Source organism: Nannocystis pusilla (assembly GCF_020073745.1).
In the GTDB taxonomy this organism is placed as follows: domain Bacteria; phylum Myxococcota_A; class Polyangia; order Nannocystales; family Nannocystaceae; genus Nannocystis; species Nannocystis radixulma.
The window spans coordinates 1-14892 of the sequence record NZ_JAIRAU010000012.1 but is presented as its reverse complement, the minus strand read 5'-3'; the positions used below and the strand labels follow the sequence as shown (position 1 = coordinate 14892).

Annotated in this window: 14 protein-coding genes; 7 read left to right on the top strand and 7 right to left on the bottom strand. The window is 73.2% G+C overall.

What is annotated here, in order from left to right; all coding sequences use genetic code 11:
* Positions 1 to 18: 18 nt before the first annotated feature.
* Positions 19 to 396, bottom strand: coding sequence for a sensory rhodopsin transducer (locus tag K7C98_RS44730; protein ID WP_224191906.1), 378 nt, complete (start codon positions 394 to 396; stop codon positions 19 to 21).
* 250 nt (positions 397 to 646) lie between these two features.
* On the opposite strand from K7C98_RS44730, the gene K7C98_RS12775 reads away from it, so the two are divergent.
* Positions 647 to 1768 carry a Gfo/Idh/MocA family protein gene (locus K7C98_RS12775; protein WP_224191905.1) on the top strand — a complete coding sequence of 374 codons (1122 nt, stop codon included), beginning with the start codon at positions 647 to 649 and terminating at the stop codon, positions 1766 to 1768.
* Between the two features lie 40 nt (positions 1769 to 1808).
* On the top strand, positions 1809 to 2543 hold the full coding sequence (locus K7C98_RS12770; RefSeq protein WP_224191904.1) for a hypothetical protein: 735 nt from the start codon (positions 1809 to 1811) through the stop codon (positions 2541 to 2543).
* A gap of 30 nt (positions 2544 to 2573) precedes the next feature.
* Here K7C98_RS12770 and K7C98_RS12765 read toward each other — a convergent pair whose 3' ends face one another.
* Positions 2574 to 3173, bottom strand: coding sequence for a metalloregulator ArsR/SmtB family transcription factor (locus K7C98_RS12765; RefSeq protein WP_224191903.1), 600 nt, complete (start codon positions 3171 to 3173; stop codon positions 2574 to 2576).
* 181 nt (positions 3174 to 3354) lie between these two features.
* Between K7C98_RS12765 and K7C98_RS12760 the strand changes: the two genes are divergently transcribed.
* Together K7C98_RS12760 and K7C98_RS12755 are read left to right on the top strand one after the other, a co-directional pair.
* A complete protein-coding gene (locus tag K7C98_RS12760) occupies positions 3355 to 4023 on the top strand; it encodes a hypothetical protein (RefSeq protein ID WP_224191902.1) in 669 nt (222 codons plus the stop codon).
* 156 nt (positions 4024 to 4179) lie between these two features.
* The gene (locus K7C98_RS12755; protein ID WP_224191901.1) at positions 4180 to 5571 is read left to right on the top strand and encodes a pyridoxal phosphate-dependent decarboxylase family protein; all 1392 of its coding nucleotides are present in this window, start codon (positions 4180 to 4182) and stop codon (positions 5569 to 5571) included.
* A gap of 34 nt (positions 5572 to 5605) precedes the next feature.
* On the opposite strand, the gene K7C98_RS12750 is transcribed toward K7C98_RS12755, so the two are convergent.
* Both K7C98_RS12750 and K7C98_RS12745 read right to left on the bottom strand, forming a co-directional pair.
* The gene (locus K7C98_RS12750; RefSeq protein ID WP_224191900.1) at positions 5606 to 6928 is read right to left on the bottom strand and encodes a monooxygenase; all 1323 of its coding nucleotides are present in this window, start codon (positions 6926 to 6928) and stop codon (positions 5606 to 5608) included.
* Positions 6929 to 7238: 310 nt separating this feature from the next.
* Entirely contained in the window at positions 7239 to 8138 is a 900-nt protein-coding gene (locus tag K7C98_RS12745) for a LysR family transcriptional regulator (RefSeq protein WP_224191899.1), read from the bottom strand.
* Positions 8139 to 8231: 93 nt separating this feature from the next.
* Here K7C98_RS12745 and K7C98_RS12740 point away from each other — a divergent pair, with 93 nt between their 5' ends.
* The 3 genes from K7C98_RS12740 (at position 8232) to K7C98_RS12730 (ending at position 10819) form a co-directional block, all read left to right on the top strand.
* Positions 8232 to 8864 carry a glutathione S-transferase family protein gene (locus tag K7C98_RS12740; RefSeq protein WP_224191898.1) on the top strand — a complete coding sequence of 211 codons (633 nt, stop codon included), beginning with the start codon at positions 8232 to 8234 and terminating at the stop codon, positions 8862 to 8864.
* A gap of 43 nt (positions 8865 to 8907) precedes the next feature.
* Positions 8908 to 9855, top strand: coding sequence for a pyridoxamine 5'-phosphate oxidase family protein (locus tag K7C98_RS12735; RefSeq protein ID WP_224191897.1), 948 nt, complete (start codon positions 8908 to 8910; stop codon positions 9853 to 9855).
* Between the two features lie 106 nt (positions 9856 to 9961).
* A complete protein-coding gene (locus tag K7C98_RS12730; protein WP_224191896.1) occupies positions 9962 to 10819 on the top strand; it encodes a patatin-like phospholipase family protein in 858 nt (285 codons plus the stop codon).
* 34 nt (positions 10820 to 10853) lie between these two features.
* Here the strand turns inward: K7C98_RS12730 and K7C98_RS12725 are convergent, their stop codons facing one another.
* From K7C98_RS12725 to K7C98_RS12715, 3 genes are all read right to left on the bottom strand, one after another.
* Positions 10854 to 11582 (bottom strand): YciI family protein, encoded by a 729-nt coding sequence (locus K7C98_RS12725; RefSeq protein WP_224191895.1) that lies wholly within the window; start codon positions 11580 to 11582, stop codon positions 10854 to 10856.
* Between the two features lie 227 nt (positions 11583 to 11809).
* A complete protein-coding gene (locus K7C98_RS12720) occupies positions 11810 to 13609 on the bottom strand; it encodes a WD40 repeat domain-containing protein (protein WP_224191894.1) in 1800 nt (599 codons plus the stop codon).
* Positions 13610 to 13845: 236 nt separating this feature from the next.
* Positions 13846 to 14892 (bottom strand): MYXO-CTERM sorting domain-containing protein (locus K7C98_RS12715; protein ID WP_224191893.1); only part of this gene is annotated, 1047 nt, incomplete at its 5' end.

Below are 14892 nucleotides of genomic sequence, written 5' to 3'. Positions count from 1 at the left end.
AGAGAATTGACAAAATACTCAGGCCGGGAAGGCGATCGTCGTGATCAACGCATTCTCGGCCTGCCGCGAATCGAGGCGGGTGTGCTGGACCACGATGGGCGTGTCGGACTCGATCACGCACGAGAAGTCGGTGGCCAGGGGGATCGGCTCCGGTTCGGTGAGATCGTTGAATCGCACGTGTCGCGTCCGGCGCGCCGGCACCGTCACGCGGAACGGTCCGGCCGGCTCGCGGTCGGCGAAGTAGATCGTCAATCGCACGTCGGCGTCGCGATCGGAGGCGTTGAGGATGGAGGCCGTCTCGTGGCTCGTCATCTCCGGCTCGGGGCCGTGACTGCCCCGCGGGATGTACCCGTCGGCGATGGCCCAGCGGCGATGGCCCAGCGGTGATTCGGTCACGCCGCAGGTGTGGGCGGCATCGTCGCCGCGCGCAACACGGACCACCGCCCGGCGTTCACCGCGGCTCGGATTTGCGGCGCCGGATCGCAGCACAAGGACGAGACCGCTGCCGGCCGCGCCAGGGGCGCTCGCGCGGCTCCTGCGCGACAACGTCGGCCCGAGCAGCGACGAGCGGGTGCGTCGCCGCGACGGCCACGCCGGCGCGCCCTCGCCTGGCCACCGCCGCGTCCTCGCATAGCCTGGCCGCGCCATGACCTCGAAGACATCCGCCAGGAAGGTGCGCTACGCGGTGGTCGGCGCCGGCAACATCGCCCAGGTCGCGGTCCTGCCCGCCTTCGCCAACGCCGGCGAGAACTCCGAATTGGTCGCCCTCGTGTCCGGCGACCCGATCAAGCGCGAGGCCCTGCCCGCGCGCTACGCCAGCATCGAGGCCCTCGGCGACTACGACGAGTTCGAGGCCGTGCTCGCGCGCGCGCGCGTCGACGCGGTCTTCATCGCCACCCCCAACACGCACCACCGCGAGTTCACGGAGCGCGCGGCGCGGGCCGGCGTGCACGTGCTGTGCGAGAAGCCGATGGCGCCGACGGTGTCCGACTGCGAGGCGATGATCGCCGCGTGCCTCGAGCACCGCGTCAAGCTGATGATCGCCTACCGCCTCCACTTCGAGGCCGCCAACCTGCAGGCGATCGAGGCCCTGAAGTCGGGCAAGATCGGCGACCCGCGGGTGTTCAGCTCGCTGTTCTCGCAGCAGGTCCGGCCCGGCGACATCCGCACCCGCCCCGAGCTCGCCGGCGGCGCGATCCTCGACCTCGGCGTCTATCCGATCAACGCGGCCCGCTACCTGTTCCGCGAGGAGCCGATCGAGGTGCTCGCCGCCGTGTCGCGCAGCGGCGACGCGCGCTTCGACGGCGTCGACGAGACGACCACCGCGATCCTCCGCTTCGCCAGCGGCCGCGTCGCCCAGCTGACCGTGAGCCTCGGCGCCTCGTCGACCGGCTACTACCGCGTCATCGGCACCGAGGGCGACCTGCACGCCGAGCCGATCTACGACTACGAGCAAGCCCTGAAGTTCGTCGTCACCACCGAGGGCAAGCCCCGCGAGCACAGGTTCCCGGCCCGCGACCAGTTCGCCCCCGAGCTGCTCGAGTTCTCGCGCTGCGTGCTCGAGCGCCGCGAGCCCGAGCCGTCCGGCGAAGAGGGCCTGGCCGACATCCGCGTGGTCGAGGCGATCTTGCAGTCGGCGCGCACGGGCCAGGCGGTCCAGCTGCCGCCGTGGTCGCGCAGGCACCGGCCCGACCTCGAGCAAGAGGTCGGCAAGCCGCCGGTCGCGCCGCCGGAGCCGATCGGCGCGCCGTCGCCGACGATCCGCTGACGCCGTCGCCTCGCGCCCGGCGATGGGCGACAATGCGGCGGTGCACCGCGGCCTCGTGCTCTCCCTGCTCGGCGCGTGCGCCGTCCCTGCCGCCGAGCCGACGATGCAGCCGCCCTCCGCCCCCGCACCCGTCGCAACAGCCCCCGCGAGCACCACGACGCTCGCCCCGGACGAGCGGCTCGCGCTCGGCGGCGGCGTCACCGTGCACTTCTCGAGCGTGGTCGTCGAGCAGATCGCGGCGAGCCCCGACGGCAGCTATCCCGCCGGCAGCGGCGTCACGCTCGCGCTGATCTTCGAGGGCGTGGGCGCGCCGGTGAGCCGTGAGATCAGCCTGCTCTCGCCCGGCTACGAGTCCGTGCGCGAGGCGTGGTTCGACCGCTACCGGGTCCGCGTCGTCGACGTGCTCGACCCGACGCGAGCGCCGCGCCTCGTGGTGGTCGCCGAGCAGGTCACCGATCGCGTGCGCCCCGGGGAGCCGCTGGCCGTGCGCGCGGCCCGGGGCCGCGACGTCGACCTCGAGACCGCGAGGATGACGTTCCTCGGCCACTCGACCAGGCACATCGACGCCGGTGAGTCGCCGCCGCTGATGGTCGCGGTCGAGTACCACGTGCTCCGGGCCGCACCCGAGCGGCTCGAGACCAACGTCGGGACCGACGACGAGCGCCCGCGACGCTGGCGCTGGCGCGACTACCTGTTCACGATCGACGCGCACGCGTACGACGCGTGGATGCAGCTGTCGATCGCGCGCCTCGAGCTCGAGCCCGTGCCGCGCTGAGCCCCACCACCGAGACGACGTCGGACGAGGTCACCCGCCGAGCACCGCGCGGCCGCGCGGCGCCAGCCTGTAGACCCCGTCCTCGCGCTCCATGTACCCGCCGACGATCCACTCGCGGCGGATCGTGCAGTAGTCGGGGTGGACGACCTCGATGAAGCGGTTGAGCTCGGGCTCGCGGTACTCGCGGCGGCGCGGCAACCGGCGCAGCAGCTCCTCGAGCACGATCTCCTTCTTGCGCCGCTGCGCCGGCAGGGCGACCAGGCGCGGCCCGTCGAAGAACGCGCGCAGCACGGCGCGCTGGTCCTGGCCGACGGCCGGCGCGGTCGCCAGCTCGCGGACCCGCTTCGGCGACGACACCGCCTTGACCGCTCCTTGCAGCTGCTCGAGGTCGAGCTGATAGAAGGTGTACGGCGCCTGCCGGGTCTCGCGCAGCAGCCCCGCGTCGGACAGCACGCGGATGTGGTGCGACACCGTCGCCGGGCTGAGGCCGACCTCGGCCGCGAGGTCCTGCCCGCAGCGCGGGCGATCGACCATCGCCGCGATCATGCGCAGGCGCGTCGGATCGGCGAGCCCCTTGAAGAGGCGGACCAGGGCCGACATCGGGTCGGGCTCGGCGGCGGCTTCGGACATACCGGCGACGATACTGGTCGATTCGACGGTTGTCAAATTGATAGCCATCGATTCGATGCCTCCGTATCCGCATTCCCGAGCGCAAGGAGGCGCGAGCCTCCCGCGCGGACCTCGCCGCCGCCGTCCGGGCGCGCGCATGGGCCCGTCCACGTCACCCCGCCTCCGCCCGTACACTCGGCCCGTGCTCCTCGGACACTTCGCCGCCGGTCTCCTCGCCAAGCCGCTCGCGCCGCGCGTCCCGCTGCCGGTGCTGGTGATCGCCCCGCAGGTGCTCGACGTGGTGTGGCCGCTCCTGGTGGCGACGGGGATCGAGCGCGCCCACGTGGTGCCGGGCCTGCTCGCCGCGTCGCCGCTCGACCTCGAGCACATGCCGTACTCGCACAGCCTCGTCGCGGCGCTCGGGTGGTCGCTGCTGTTCGCCGCCGGCTACGGCGCGCTGACGCGGGACCGCCGCGGCACATGGGTCGTCGGCCTGCTGGTGCTGAGCCACTGGGCGCTCGACGTCGTCGCGCACCGCCCCGACATGCCGCTCGGGCTCGAGGGTCCGCGCGTCGGTCTCGGCCTGTGGCGCTCGGTCGCCGGCACGCTGCTCGTCGAGGGCCTGCTGTTCGCCGCCGGTGTGCTCGCCTACACCCGCGCCACCCGGCCGCGCGACCGCGCCGGCGCGATCCACTGGCGGCTGTTCGTCGCCCTGCTCGCCGCCCTGTTCGTCGCCAGCGTGGTCGGACCGCCGCCGCCGAGCATCGAGTTCGTGCTCGGCCTCGCCGCCGCTGCCCTGCTGCTGCTGCCCGTGTGGGCCGCCCTCATCGAGCGCCACCGCGAGACCGTCGCGCCGCCGCCTCCCCGCTGAGCGAGCGCCGCGGCGAGCGCTGCGCCGCGGTCGAGGTGCGCGCCGGCCTCGACCCGGAGCCCGCGCGGACGGTATGGTCCGCCGCGGCGCTGCACCACGCCCGCGCCTCGCTCCCCCCGCGCGGGACCACGGCGCGCAACTCGAGAGGCCACCATCATGAACATCCGCGAGTGGGCGGCGTACGCCGTCGATGCAGTCGCCGCCTGGCAGGCGAATTGGGGCGACTACCAGCCCCACCCGTCGCTCGCGGTCGATCCGGACGCGCTCGCGCGCGGCCTGGCCGAGCTGAGCGAGCGCCTCACCGGCAATTACCCGTTCTTTCATCCGCGTTACGCCGGACAAATGATCAAGCCGCCGCACCCGGTGGCGGTGGTCGGCTATCTCGCGGCCATGCTGATCAACCCCAACAACCACGCCCTCGACGGCGGGCCGCCGACCGCGGTGATGGAGCGGGAGGCCGTCGACGCGCTGGCGCGGATGCTCGGCTTCGAGGTGCACCTCGGCCACCTGACTTCGAGCGGGACGATCGCCAACCTCGAGGCGCTGTTCGTCGCGCGCGAGACCCATCCGGGCCGCGCGATCGCCATCGGCGCGGACAGCCACTACACCCACGCGCGCATGAGCCACCTGCTCGGCGTGCCGACCCGCTCCGTGCCCGCCGACGCCCGCGGCCGCATGGACCTCGACGCGCTCGCGGAGCTGCTCGCCGGCGGCGAGGTCGGCACCGTGGTCGCGACCCTCGGCACCACCTCGCTCGGCGCGATCGACCCGCTCGACGCGATCCTCCCGCTGGCGCGCTCGCACGGCGCGAGGGTCCACGTGGACGCGGCCTACGGGGGCTTCTACGCCTTGCTCGCGGGGGCCGGCCCCGACGGCCTCGACCCCGCGCCCTGGCGCGCGCTCGCCGAATGCGACTCGGTGGCGATCGACCCGCACAAGCACGGTCTGCAGCCGTACGGCTGCGGCGCGGTGTTGTTCCGCGATCCGGCGGTCGGCCGCTTCTACCGTCACGACTCGCCGTACACCTACTTCACCTCCGGCGAGCTCCACCTCGGCGAGATCAGCCTCGAGTGCTCGCGAGCGGGCGCCGCCGCGGCCGCGCTGTGGCTGACGCAGCGGCTGCTGCCGCTGACGGTGGACGGCCTCGGCGCCGTGCTCGCGGCCAACCTCCGGGCCGCCCGCGCCTGGGCGCGCCGGATCGAGACGACCGGGGCGCTGACCCTGTACCAGCCGCCGCAGCTCGACATCGTCACCTGCTACCCGACGCTGGACCGCCCGGCGATGACGGCGATCGACGCGGCGAGCGCCGCGATCCTGCACGCCGGCATGAGCGAGGCCGATCCGGTGTTCCTGTCGACGCTGCGGGCGACGCGTGCGGCGCTCCGGCAGCGGCACCCGTCGGTGATCGACGACGCGGCGAGCGCACGGATCCTCCGCAGCGCGCTGATGAAGCCCGAGAGCGAGACCTGGGTGACCTGGTTGCACGACCGGGTCGCAGGACTGGCCGCGCAGGCCCGGGCAGGCGCCCTCCCGCGCCCACGGCCGTGACGCCGCGGCGCGACGCGTGGAACCACCGCTCCGCTCATCCGCCCGGCGTGACGTAGAAGAACCCGATGCACATCTCGTCGTCGGTCCCGAAGCCCCACTTCGTCGGGGTGTCGCGGCTCGTGGTGTCGTACGTGCAGGTGAGGTGCAGGGCGTCGCCCGCGCGGAGGTGCAGCGGTTGCTCGTAGAAGGCGAACAGCTGCCAGTGGAACTGGTAGCGGTCGACCTGGGCGACGCACGATTCGCCGCCGGCGTGGTTCGCGGTCACGCGCAGCTGCCTGCCGAGGTTGTGCATGTGCGGCCACACGCCCCACAGCGTGTAGTCGGACTCCATCGGCTCCGTCGCCGACACGGTCACCGCGGGCAGGCCGGGCGGGAGCTCGAACTTCGTGTTGATGACGCGTTGCACGAACGCCTCGCGCGCGACCATCGGCTCGAGCTTCAGATCGACGGCGGTGCGGTCGGGCGCGGCGCCGTTCTGCCAGTTGTAGTGCAGCTGCAGCACGGCCTTGCGCCCGGCGCGGATCCGCAGCCCCGTGCCCGCGGGCAACACCCCGCCCCTGTCGCTCGGGCCGGAGCCCACCAGCCAGCGCGACGGCACCTGCGCCTCTCCGAAGCACGTGTAGCCGGGGCCCGCGTCGGCCGCGTCGAGGGCCGCGGCGTCCTGCTCGTCCTTCGCGGAGTCGAGCGCGTAGAGGGTCAGGTGATGGACCACGTCGGGCCGGCCGAGGCGCACCTCGAAGGCGGTGACGAACGCGTCCTCGTCGAGGTGGGGCTCGAGGATGAAGCAGCGGTAGTCGTCGACGATCGGCTCGATCGGGGCGTAGGGCACCGGCATCTCGAGCGTCAGGTCGACGCGATCGAGCCGCCACGCGGGCGGGCTCTCGAGGGTCTCGTGGGCGGGGTCCCCGGCGGGCGCGCCGGCCTGCGCCCACGCCGTGAGCGTCGCGATGTCGCTCTCGGCGAGCCACGGCGCGTCGACGTAGGTGTTGCAGGCGCCGCTGTTGTCGAGGTTGTAGGGCGGCATCGTGCGCAGGGCGGCGGACCTGGCGACCAGCGCCGCGAACGGCGCGGCCTCCTCGTATGTACCGAGGCTGAACGGCGCGATCCCCCCCGAGCGATGACACTCCGTGCACATGCTCGCGAGCAGCGGCGCGACGTCGCGGTAGTACGTCGGCCCCGCGGCGAACGCACCGGACGACGACGCCTCGGATGACGCCTCGAACAGCGCGGACGACGAGGTGTCGGACGATGCGTGGGTGGACGTCTCGGAGGGCGCTTCGGACGGCGCGCCGGCGCAGCCACCGACGCATCTCAATGCGACGTGGCCTGCCACGATTGCGATGGGGAGTCGTTGCATGCACGCAGGGGAGCTCGAGTCGGTGCGCCAGCCAGGTGTGTCGATCCCGCCAGAGGGCCCGCGTCCGCCGGATGCAGGCGGCGGAGCGCCTGGAGCGACCGCGACGCCCGACGCGGAGCGTCCGCCGGAGGCGAGGCGCGCGGCGTTCGGTGAGTCATTCACACGGACTCGCCGACACGTGCAGGCTTGTCGCCTCGACGCCGACCCGCGAGCACGACGAGCGCGGGACGTGCAGACATACAGGCGCTCACTCGCTGCATGCATCACCCTCCGTCTCACGAATCGCCGGCGAGCAGGACCGGCGCCGCGATCACAACGCGACGAAGTTCCAGTCACATGTCTCGAGGACCAGGTCGATGAAGGCCCGGACCTTGGCCGGGACGAGGCGGGCGCCCGGGTAGACGAGGTGGATCGGCTGCGGCGGCGGCTCGAACTCGGCGAGCACGACGGTGAGGCGGCCGGCGCGGACGGCGTCGGCGACCTGGTAGGCGAGCGCCATCGTGAGGCCGCCGCCGCGCTCGGCGTGGCCGATCGCCGCGTCGGCGCTGTTGGTCGCCAGCACCGGGCGCAGCGCCAGCGCCAGCGGGCGACCGTCGACGACGAAGCGCCACTCGGGGGTGGGGTGCAGGCCGGTGAACTGGATGACGGCGTGGTCGGCGAGCTGGTCCGGCGTCCGCGGCGGCGGCCGGCGGGCGAGGTAGGACGGCGCCGCGACGACGACCCGGCGGGTCGCGCCGACGCGACGCGCGTGCAGGCTCGAGTCGGACAGCTCGCTGATCCGCACGGCCACGTCGATGCCGTCCTCGACGAGGTTGACGATCCGATCGGAGAGCGTGAGCTCGGCGACCACGCCCGGATGGCGCGCGAGGTAGTCCGAGAGCACCGGCGCCACCGCGAGCCGGCCGAACAGGTTGGACGCGGCGACCACGAGGCGACCGGTGGGCTCGCGGTGTTCGGCCTGGGCGGCGGCCTCGGCCTCGTCGAGGTCGTTCAAGATCCGCCGCGCCCGCTCGAGGTAGCGGGCTCCCGCGTCGGTGAGGCTGACCGAGCGGGTCGTGCGCTGCAGCAGCCGCGTCGTCAGCCGCTCCTCGAGCCCGGCCACCAGGCGCGTGACCGCCGAGGGCGAGAGCCCCAGCTTCCGGGCCGCAGGCGCGAAGCCGCGCAGGTCGGCGACGGCGACGAAGGCGGCCATGGCTTCGAGTCGGTCCATGGACATTATTGCAGCACGCGCAATGGTGAAGTGTCAACGCGCACGATTGTTGCGGCGATCGGCGGGACGCATGCTCGTCCGCGGACGAACGCCATGTCTCGCAACCCCACGATCAAGCTCTACCGTCACCCGCTGTCCGGGCACTCGCACCGGGTCCAGCTGTTCCTGTCGCTGCTCGGCCTCCCGGTCGAGCTCGTCGACGTCGACCTGCGGAGCGGGGCGCACAGGCAGCCGCAGTTCCTCGCGCTCAACCCGTTCGGCCAGGTGCCGGTGCTCGACGACGGCGGGACGATCGTCGCCGACTCGAACGCGATCCTGGTGTACCTCGCGCGCAAGTACGGCGGCGAGGCGTGGCTGCCGACCGAGCCGTTCGGCGCGGCCGCGGTGCAGCGCTGGCTGTCCGTCGCGGCCGGGCCGCTCGCGTTCGGGCCGGCCGCGGCGCGCCTCGTCACCGTGTTCGCCGCCAGGTTCGACGCCGACGAGGTGATCGGCCGCGCCCACGCGCTGCTGCGGGTGATGGACGGCGAGCTGGCGCGGCGGCCGTTCCTCGCCGGCGAGCGCGCGACGATCGCCGACGTCGCCTGCTACGCGTACGTCGCCCACGCGCCCGAGGGCAACGTGTCGCTCGCGGAGTACGAGCACGTGCGCGCGTGGCTGGACCGCATCGCGGCGCTGCCCGGGTTCGTGCCGATGCAGGCGAGCGCGGTCGGGCTCGCGCACGCGTGACGGCCGGCGCTCTCGCCATTCGACACGACGACGGAGGACGAGCATGACGGAACCGCGACGACATCGCAGCCCGTGGCACGCGGGAGAGGTGCAGCTGCAGGCGCAGCTCGGCGTCGCCGAGCGCATGGCCGCGGTCGGCGCTCGCGTGATCCGGGATTTCATGCCGGACCAGCACCGGACCTTCTATGAACAATTGCCGCTCCTCGTGCTCGGCGCGGTCGACGAGGCCGGCGCGCCGTGGGCGACGCTGGTCGAGGGCGCGCCGGGGTTCGTGCGCTCGCCCGACCCGCGGACGCTGCGGATCGCAGCACTGCCCGGCCGCGGCGATCCGGCGTACGCCGGGATCGCCGTCGGTGCCGCGCTCGGCGCCCTCGGGATCGAGCTGCCGACGCGCCGGCGCAACCGCGCCAACGGCCGCGTGCACGCGCGCGACGGCGGCGGGTTCACGCTGGCGGTCGAGTGGGCGTTCGGCAATTGCCCGCAGTACATCCAGACGCGGACGCCGACGTCCGTCGCGAACGAGGTCACGCCGGTCGAGCGCATGGCCACGCTCGACGCCGACGCGCGTCGGGCGATCGCCACGGCCGACACCTTCTTCGTCGCCAGCTACGTCGACGAGGACGGCGACCCCGCGCGCCGCGGCGTCGACGTGTCGCACCGCGGCGGCCGCCCCGGCTTCGTGCGCGTCGACGGCGACACCCTGACGGTCCCCGACTTCGCCGGCAACCTGCAGTTCAACACGCTGGGGAACTTGCTCGTCAACCCGCGCGCGGGGCTCCTGTTCGTCGACTTCGAGCGCGGCGACCTGCTGCAGATCAGCGGCGCGACCGAGCTGGTGTTCGCAGGCGAGGAGCTGGCCGCGTTCGCCGGCGCCGAGCGGCTGTGGCGGGTGACGGCGCAGCAGGTGGTGCGCCGCCGCGGCGCGCTGCGGTCGCGCTGGCACTTCGAGCAATTCTCGCCGCGCTCGCTCGCGACCGGCTCGTGGGGATGAGCCGCAGCGTCGAGCACCGCTTCGTCAGCGAGACTTGCAGTCGCTCGCCCGCGACGCCCGCGACGGGCCCTTGACCCCGGCGCGGGGCGAGTGGTAGCTGCGGCCGATGAGCGAGATGTCGGTCGTCTTCGCCGGCGGCGGCTGCCGGACCTTCTGGGCGCTCGGGGCCCACGTCGCGCTCGCGGACCTCGCCACCACGGTCGAGGTCGCGGGCGTGTCTGCGGGGGCCGCCATGGCCCTGGCCGTGGCCACGGGCCAGGAGGACGCGCTCGTCGCCGCCTTCAGCGCGCGCACGGCCGTCAACCCGCGCAACGCCTACCCCGAGCGCCTGCTGTTCGGTCGCCCCGTCTTCCCGCAGGAGGCGATGTACCGCGCCACGCTGTTCGAGCTGCTCGACGACGCCAGGCTCGCGCGTCTCGCCGCCGGCCCGCGCGTCCGGATCCTCCAGGCCTACGTCGAGCCCGGTCGGCCGCTCATGTCGACCGTGGCGAGCGCCTGGTGGGCCTACAACGCGCGGCGCCGTCGCGGTCTGCTGCACGGCCCCGACGTGCCCCACCCGGGCATCGCCGCCGAGGTCGACACGGCGCAGGAGGCGACCAGCGTCGCCGCGCTGGCCGAGCAAGTCATGCGATCGTCGGCGAGCCCGCCGGTCACCCCGATCCAGCGCGTCTCGGGTCGCACGTACTTCGACGGCTGCCTCGTCGACGCCGCCCCCGTGCGCGCCCTCGGCGAGTCGGCCCGCGCCGGCAACGTGCTCGTGCTCCTGAATCGTCCGCACGCGCTGCCGACCCGCGTCGGCAACGTCTATTACTTCGCGCCCTCGGAGCCGGTGCCGATTCACAAGTGGGACTACACCAACCCCGTGCGCGTCCGCCGGGCCTTCGACATGGGCCGCCGCGACGGCGAGGCCGCCCGCGCCGTCATCGCGCGCTTCCTCGCCGGCGAGCGGCGAGCGGTCGAGTAACGACGACGCTCGTCGGCAGCCCCGCTCGCCCTGTTCAATCGTCCGGGTCGACGGTGCGGATGTCGGCCTCCAGGGTCCCGCCGGAGACCTCGGCGTAGCGCCGGCACACCTCGAGCGCCTCCTCCATCCCCGACAGCTCCAGCACCGCGAAGCCGCCGATCAGCTCCTTCGACTCGGCGAAGGGCCCGTCGATCGTCCGCATGTCGTTGTTGGTGAACACCAGGCGCTTGGCCCCGGCGCTCGGTCCGAGCCGGAGCGAGCGGACCAGCACGCCGGCCCTCGTCATCTCGGTCTTGAGGCGGGTGAGCTCGGCCTTCTGCTGCGGGCTGCGCCCGCCGGCCTCGGTCGCCCCGTCGGCCTTCTCGATGAGCAGGATCTGCAACGGCGGGTTCTCCGGCGCAGGCATCACGCCGAGGTCCCACGGCTCGTTGATCTTCCCGAGCTCGATCTCGCCGTCGCCGAGGATCTTGCCGTAGCGCTCGGCCCAGCCGATGGCCTCCTCGCGCGTGCGGACCTTGAGCAGGAGCATCGCCGCCGGCAGCTCGTGCTCGCCGCGGTAGGGGCCGTGCTTCACGGTGCAGCGCCCGTCGCGGAAGACCAGACGCGTGCGCGTCTTGCTGCCGCCCAGGCCGGCGCCGTCGAGGAGGCGCCCCGACCTGGCGAACTCGCCGATGAACTCGCCCATCTTGACCACGAGCTCCATCGGCGGCGGCAGGCCCGCCTCGGTGTGCGGGTCGTTCTTGTGCATCATCATGAAGCGCATGAGAAACTCCTGAATATCGTCGCGGAGAGGAAGATTGCACGCAGCCGTGAGCCGCGAGCGGTGTCGCGTCCGGGCCGGCACCCGCCGGCCCCTTCACCGACACGTCGAACGACGGCCGGCCCGAACGACACGACCCCGCGATCTTTTTTCAAGCACGCGGAACTCCTTGAGATTCTTCCTCCACCCGGCGCCGAGCGCGAACGTCGCGCGCGCTGGTTGCGAGGAGCTCACGCCGTCGTCGGCGAGGCCTGAGGGCCGGCCCGCAGCTCGGCGAGCATCTCCCCGCACACGACGATCCGCGGATCGCCGGGGTTGCAGGCCCAGTACCCGGAGATCGGCAGCGCAATCTTCACACCGGTGGGCACGTGCGTGAACACCGACCTCCGTCCGAACTCGATCTTCCACCCGGAAGGACTCGGCGGCGCGAAGTCGGCGACTGCCTCGAGCTCCTCGACCACACCCTCCTCCGCGCCGCTCGCCAGGTCCCAGATCCGCCAGCCCTCGCCCTTCACCCGCCGCGCGATCCGCCGGCCGTCCGCGGAGAAGCGCGGCTGCGGGTCCCAGTAGCCCCTGTTCGCCTTCTTGTTCGCCTGCCCGCACCGCCGCACCAGCTCGCCCTCGGCCGTGCGCACCTCGACGAGGCCGTCCTCCTGCACGGCGATCATGCGCCCGTCGGCGCTCATCGCCAGCGTCGAGCCCTCGGCCGTGAACTCCAGCGTCCGCACGCAGCGCCCATCCGGCAATGCGTGCACCGCGACCGTCTGCTCGCCTTTACACAGCACCGCGAGCCGCGAGCCCTCGCGGTCGTACGCCAGCGAATGCCATTGCGAGAGCGACGGCGCCTCCGCCAGCTCCACCGGCTCGCCGCTGCGCGTGCCCCACACCTGCAGCCCGCCGTGCGTGCAGATCAGATGACGTGTCCCGAAGTACACGGACGGCTCGGCCGGCCCGCCCTCGAGGTAATGGCCCATCTCCAGCACCAGCTTGGCCACCGGCCGCCCCGTGTGCCCGTCGAGCAGCTCGGCCCCGCGCAGCAATCGATCGCCGGTCGGGTCGAACCGCGACCCGAACCCCGGCTCCGGCGGCTCCGCGCCGCGGCGCAGCAGCGCGGCGAGCGACCACAATCGGACGCTCCCGTCGAAGGTCGCCACGTACTTCCCGCTCGGCGACACGCACATGTGCCGGGAGAACAGCGCGATCTGGCGCGCCCGCCCGCGGATCCACGCGATCGTCCCGCTGCGAAAGGTCGTCACCACCAGCGTGTCGCCTCCGCCTTCATAAACCTCGGACACCGGCGAATCGGTGTCGAGCTTGCGCACGACCGCGAGGGTCGCCGGGTCGACGATCCACACGAACCCGCCCGCGTACTCGTCCAGGCTGCCGGACACGATCAGGCGCGATCCGTCGGCCGAGAGCTTCGCGTCGGCGGAGGCCTCTTCCGGGCACGGCAACGCGATCCTCGGCGCGTCCGGCGAGCGGAGCAGGTACGAGGGCCCCCATCCGTCCTGCTCGATCCGCGGATAGGCCGGCGCAGACGCGCCCTCCTGCGGCTCCTTCTCGACGACCACCTCACCGCGCTTCCAATTCCAGCGCACGCGTTCTGCACGGCGCTGCTCCGGCGGCTGCACGCTCGGATGCAGCCGCAGCGCCGTCAACACGACCTCGTCCTCCGTTGCGAAGTGCGGCCGCGACAGCCCCGCGAACGACAGGCCCGGGCCGGCGGGCAGCTCGGCGATCAGCTCCTCGGGCACCGGCAGCGCCTGCAGCGGGCGGATCCACGGCCGCCCGCGCTCCTCGACCTCGCGCAGCCACGCGGCGTGGAGCGCAGCGCACGCCTCGTCGTCGAAGGTCCACGCCAGCAGCAGGCTCCCCAGCGAATCGGGGTACTCCGCGATCAGGCTGCGCTCGAGCTTCAGCCCGTGCCGCAGCCGCGAGCGCACCGCCCTGGCGGGCACGCGTCTCAGCCAGGATTCGAGGGAGCCGGCGGCGAGGGCCGACTCGAGCGCTGCGATCGAGGCGAAGGGCATGGGCCGCCTGTATCGCACGAGCCCGGGGGTCCGCGGCATCGGGGAACTCGCGGGATCGTATCGCGGCCGACGTCGGTCCGCCGCCTCGCGAATTCGTGCCCGGCTCGCCATCGCCCTCGGCGGCGCTCGTCGGGCCCACGAGCTGTCCCCGAGACCATCTCGCCGCCGGCGAGCGCGAGCTCGACGTGCGCTTCAACGCCCGGCTCCGCCCCGCCCGCGAACCCCCTGTGACGCGGCTACGCGCCCGGGCGCCGGCGCCGACGCCCGAGCGCCAGCACCAGCGCCGCCAGCCATCCGCCCGCGCCGCCCGTCGACCGGCACCCGCACCCCTCGCCGTCCTGCGACTGCCCGGTCGTGGTCGCGCTGCCCGGGCCCGCGTCCGTGCTCGCCTCCGCGTCGGTCGTCGCCGCCTCGCCCGAGGTCGTGACGCCGCTCGTCGGCGCATCCTCGGTCGGCTGGGCGGTCGTCGTGTCCCCGTTCCCCGTGGTCGTCGTCTCGCCCGTCGTCGAGCTGCTCGTCCCCGGATCCGCGGTCGTCGTCGTCTCGTCCGCCGTCGTCGAATCGGCGCCCATCGTTGTCGAATCGCTCTCGGTCGTCGAGCTCGTGCCGTCGGTGCTCGTATCGGTGTCCGTGCCGCTGTCGCTGTCCGTATCGCTGTCGCTGTCCGTATCGCTGTCCGTATCCGTGTCGGTCCCCGCGGCCGCGCAGCTCATGCTCGGCCCCGACACCGGCTGCGCCGCGCAGCTGTCGGCCCAGCTCGCCGCCGCCTGCATGTCGAGCGGGAACTCGGTGCAATTCGGCCCGGGCGCCCACGTCCCGTCGGCCTCGTGGCACGGCGTCAGGTCGAAGCCGGAGGCCGACTCGAACCACTGCATCTCGTTCCAGACCCCCGTGTGCACCACCCCGTACAGGCACCACGGCGGCTCGGCGGGCGCGTCCGGGTGGATCCGCGACGCCGCGCTCAGCACCCGCCACGAGCCGTCGGCCAGCTGCAAGTACGCCGGCCCGCCCGAATCGCCGGAGCACGCCGACGCGTTCATCCCGAGCAAGAACAGCTGGTCCAGGTCGTCGACCTTCTCCAGCATTTGCGTCGTGAACCGCTTCGTGCCGGTGCCGAACGTCTCGAAGCTGTCGCCGGAGGGCACGATCTCGTCGGCCCCGAAGCCGACGATCCGCACCGTCGCTCCGGGCGTCAGCTGATCGACCTCGCAGCCCATGATCGGCGGCGTCGGCGTCACCGACGTCACCGGCTGGTCGAGCACGCAATACGCCAGATCGTGCGC

Bases quoted from the DNA above. Each gene is read 5' to 3' on its own strand.
- K7C98_RS12775 (WP_224191905.1), top strand. From the start codon at position 647: ATGACCTCGAAGACATCCGCCAGGAAGGTGCGCTACGCGGTGGTCGGC.
- K7C98_RS12765 (WP_224191903.1), bottom strand. From the start codon at position 3,173: ATGTCCGAAGCCGCCGCCGAGCCCGACCCGATGTCGGCCCTGGTCCGC.
- K7C98_RS12755 (WP_224191901.1), top strand. From the start codon at position 4,180: ATGAACATCCGCGAGTGGGCGGCGTACGCCGTCGATGCAGTCGCCGCC.
- K7C98_RS12750 (WP_224191900.1), bottom strand. From the start codon at position 6,928: ATGCAACGACTCCCCATCGCAATCGTGGCAGGCCACGTCGCATTGAGA.
- K7C98_RS12745 (WP_224191899.1), bottom strand. From the start codon at position 8,138: ATGGACCGACTCGAAGCCATGGCCGCCTTCGTCGCCGTCGCCGACCTG.
- K7C98_RS12740 (WP_224191898.1), top strand. From the start codon at position 8,232: ATGTCTCGCAACCCCACGATCAAGCTCTACCGTCACCCGCTGTCCGGG.
- K7C98_RS12735 (WP_224191897.1), top strand. From the start codon at position 8,908: ATGACGGAACCGCGACGACATCGCAGCCCGTGGCACGCGGGAGAGGTG.
- K7C98_RS12730 (WP_224191896.1), top strand. From the start codon at position 9,962: ATGAGCGAGATGTCGGTCGTCTTCGCCGGCGGCGGCTGCCGGACCTTC.
- K7C98_RS12725 (WP_224191895.1), bottom strand. From the start codon at position 11,582: ATGCGCTTCATGATGATGCACAAGAACGACCCGCACACCGAGGCGGGC.
- K7C98_RS12720 (WP_224191894.1), bottom strand. From the start codon at position 13,609: ATGCCCTTCGCCTCGATCGCAGCGCTCGAGTCGGCCCTCGCCGCCGGC.